The organism is Halomonas halmophila (assembly GCF_006540005.1).
GTDB lineage: Bacteria > Pseudomonadota > Gammaproteobacteria > Pseudomonadales > Halomonadaceae > Halomonas > Halomonas halmophila.
Genome location: NZ_BJOC01000065.1, coordinates 1 through 3,827, shown reverse-complemented (window position 1 = coordinate 3,827; position 3,827 = coordinate 1). Strand labels below are relative to the sequence as shown.

At 60.9% G+C, this 3,827-nt stretch carries 2 protein-coding genes; both read right to left on the bottom strand.

Going from position 1 to position 3,827, the window contains the following annotated elements:
• Positions 1-1,085, bottom strand: a 1,085-nt coding sequence (locus HHA01_RS14565) for a hypothetical protein (RefSeq protein ID WP_141322013.1), incomplete at its 3' end; no start/stop codon positions are given.
• A gap of 43 nt (positions 1,086-1,128) precedes the next feature.
• Positions 1,129-3,585, bottom strand: coding sequence for a hypothetical protein (locus HHA01_RS14560; RefSeq protein WP_170214892.1), 2,457 nt, complete (start codon positions 3,583-3,585; stop codon positions 1,129-1,131).
• Positions 3,586-3,827 lie beyond the last annotated feature (242 nt).

The following is a 3,827-nucleotide window of genomic DNA, read 5'->3' as shown; positions in this document are numbered from 1 at the left end:
AAATATCCCAGCTCCATCCAGCACTTGAGGCGGTAATGCCAGAAGGGTTTACCCATGGGCTTGCCTGCCTGCTCGTAGCGCTTCTTCTGGCGCGCCATCTCCTCCTTGTACCAGGTCACGCTATAGTCGTCGGCGCGTTCGGGCACCGCCTCGGGGCCTTCTTCCATGTAGCGGCGAATCAACTCCCATTGCATCAAGGCCATCTGCAGGCTGGTCACATTGGCGGAAATCCCGGCCCCGGCCAGGCTATACCCCGGTCGCTCCGGGTCCGGCGGCAAAATATGCAGCTCCCAGCCGATGCCCGCCGGGCCGCCGACGGTTACCGCCATATTGCGCGTGGCCACCGCCACCACGTCCTCCCAGGGCACGAAAACGGTCTCCTTGCGCCAGCCCGCCTTGCGGCGAGCCCAACGATAGAAAAGCACATAACCGATAGCCAGGGCGGGAAACATTCCGATATGAGCAACTGCCATTAAACAGGTACCTGTCGGGTCCAGAAACCCCTCAGGGCTACCAAGATAGCCAATGCTCACTACAGTGGCGGCACCACTGGCCCCGAACAACGCAAACCAGAGGCCATATATCAGGTGGGCACTGGGAGAAGGTAAGTAGACTTTTCGGCCGGGGCGCTCCACCACGAAGGCCACTTCGCGACGCTGGCGATGAAAGCGCACCGGCGCCGTTCCGCGCATCCAGTGGTCAGGGAGTACAAGCAAGGCACAAAAAAACAAGAAGGCATAATATGCTCCCCCCCCCCATATCCCTAGCGCATTAGCCCAAGAAAAACCGCCATCATAGACACCGAAGGCAACGAAGAGGAAAAAAACTACAAAGGTCAGTATCACCCAAACGGTTACATCCCCCAGTGCCAGCATACCGTTACGGTTGACGTTATGTTGTAGGTCCAGGGTCGCTTCGTTGCGGCGAAAAATCAGCCGGCCAATATCCGCGCCGGCCCCGGCCTGAGGACCTAGCGGAACCGGGCGCGGACTTAGGCTATACAGCTCATTGGCGCCGCGTGTCAGGTGCTCGCCGGCACGTAATGCCAGGGCGATCGAGTCCTGTTCATTATCTTCCGTGGTCATGGTCCTTCCTTGATTAATGGCACGTATTTCGCTACCCGAGTAATTAGTGCTTCCAAGGCATCAGCGGCATGGCCTGCCAGGCGCTGGCCTGGCGCCCTTCCAGGGGCTCGACAGGTCTCCAGTCCTCCCCGGGTGATACAGCATCCCGGCGGCTAAAGATCTCGAAGGCCACAGTAGCGGTGGGTGATGATGCCCCCTGAGAGGTAATACGCACCACCAGGATCAGGGTATCCCAGTGACTGACACGCTCGGGGTCAAGCGCATAGTCCAGCCGGCAGTTGCCTGCTTCCGAGGTAATGGCTGTATGGGCCATCAGATCGTTATGTAGCGCATGCTGGCTGCCGCGTGTTACGCCCCAGAACCCCACCTGAAGGTTATCCGCATTAGGCACCTCAACTCCCGGCAGGTTGAGACGTAGGTTCAAAGAGTTCGCCGGCGGTTCCGGGCCCACCGGCATGGCGCTTTTACGTTCCGGCTGCTCGCCGCGACGCATGAGAGCGGGCTGACCATGCAACTCTGCCAATTGCTGGCGGTGTTGCTCCAGGTTCCAGCCGGCCTTTTCTTTACCCCAGGCACTTTCCTGGCACCACTGTTGCAACGGCGAGAGCGAGTAGTACTCGTAGAGCGCCTCTCCTGTCACGTACAGAATGACACCCGCCGCCACGAGCCAATTAAGCCGTGATGCCAGACGCAACAGGCGCATACGCAACATTGCAGCTGACATGCCCTGAGCCTTGCCCCTCAGCCCCGCGTAAGCGATAGGCAAAGTACCACCCACAATAGCCACATCTCCCGCCAGGGCGATACCGGCCGCCAGGCGCTGGCGGTCACTGTGCGACCTCTGCCCCTTGATCCACTGCCGTCGTATATCGACCGCGGCTGCGAAGAAAGAAAACCAAGCTACGCCCACCATCGCACCATTAGTCAGCCGCGCCCAGTCGTCCAGATGATCCAGGCTTCCGGCTGCCTGTTGTACTGCGACTTGGAAAGACTTGCCTTCGTAGAGGCGTCGATAGCGGGTATTGTGGAGAACCTCCAATACACTGGCCGTGGCAGCAATCGTTCCAAAAGCGCCGGAAGCAACATTCAAGGTTGCCGCGGTATAGCGTTCTCCCGTTTGCCGCGCCGTCCACCACTGCTGAATGGCCCCACTAAACAGGTAGCCATTCAACACCAGCATGAAGCCACTCAGCCCCACCGGCACGGCACGACTCGGGGCGATCTCTCCCTTCTCATTGCGCAACAGGGCATCCCAGGTTTTCTGATCCTGCAGCGCCTGACGAACCGTGCTCCGTTCAGTTAACGCCGCGCGGGAGGCCTGCTCGCTAAGCCCGGTTACTTTAAAAGCCTGATTGCCCGCTTCATCGAGGGGATACGTCGCCTCGGCCAGTTCATCGAGCACACCAGCCAGGGCCTGACGCGGTTGACGAACGGCGGCGCGCGCCTGGCGTATCCGCGAATCGTAGATCCGCTTGGGTAACTGCTTGCGCTGGCGTTCCAGTGTGCGCTCGATATGACTCGTCCTTTCCACCTCGTCCGCCAGGCGTTCGGCGCGTTGCAACAGGCTGTTGAGACGTTCGAGTACGGATGACTCGGGTATTTCCCAACCCAGTTGATAAACGGAAAGCCGCGTGTAGAGTTCGTGTCGCATGCCGTTGGAGGTACGCTCGAACAGGGCGTTAAAGCGCTCCTCGAGATTCAGCGACTCGGTCTCATCCAGCACGCTCGCCAGCGGGGCGCGCCCCATCAATTTTTCCTTGGCCGTCAGCTCCGTGACGACAACCGCACGGGCGTCTTCGCCCAGGCCCTCGAGGTTCTGCAGGCGTAGCTGGTCCTGCTGTTCAAGGTGAGCTTGCCATTGGTCGCGAGTACCTGGTGTCGACTTCGCCGACATCAGCGCCATCAGGGTGGCTTGGGCGCTCTTCCAGTGGGCGGCCGCCGCATTGATAAAGCCGGACAGCGGCGTCACGTGCAGGCGATGCGCCACCGAGGTGTCGGCGAAATAGTGCTCCTCAAGGAAGCCCTGCTGGCCACAAGCCTCCAGGGTCGTGAAGAGTCGGTGTTCGAGGCTGCTGCGCAGAGTGGCCTGGGTATCGTCCTCACCGTCGAGCAGACTGGCGAACTCATGCCAGTGGGGGAGTAATGCCTGAAGGTCCTTGCCAACCTGCTCCTTGTGGGAACGCCACTCCGCCTGCCAGTGGTCGGCCTCGTCGAGAAAGGAGCGCATCTCGTCGAGCCGAACCACATCCTCGATACCCTGCTGAGCCAGAAAGCGGTCCCCCTCCTGACTGCCGTAGACGCGCTCGAAATGATCCTCACTGGTTTCGCGGGCGAATTCACGTACTGACTCGGCATCCGTGCCCAGCCGTTCCGCCAGTTCCTCGGACCGACGAGCCACGTCCGCTTCAAGCTCTTGCTGGCGGCGCGACCTGTAACCCGGATGACCACTGCTGATCAGGTCGTCCTGGCGTTGAGCCTCCAGTTGGTCCTGGCGATCCATCAGCTCTCGCAACTGCTGGCGTTCAGCTTCACCGGCACCTTCCAGCCATTCGGGGATATTGCCCTGGCCGGCGCGTTTGGAAGGTTGTTGAGCACGCTACCGCCGGGGCGGGCGACGGCACGCCTGCCCTGGCGGGGTGATGTGGGCACGGCGTCCTTGCCGTGCGGGAGCGGTGTGAGTCAGTCGCGTTGAGGGGTCAACCTGCATGGGCCGAAAAGGGCACGCTGGGATAGGCCGCCTTC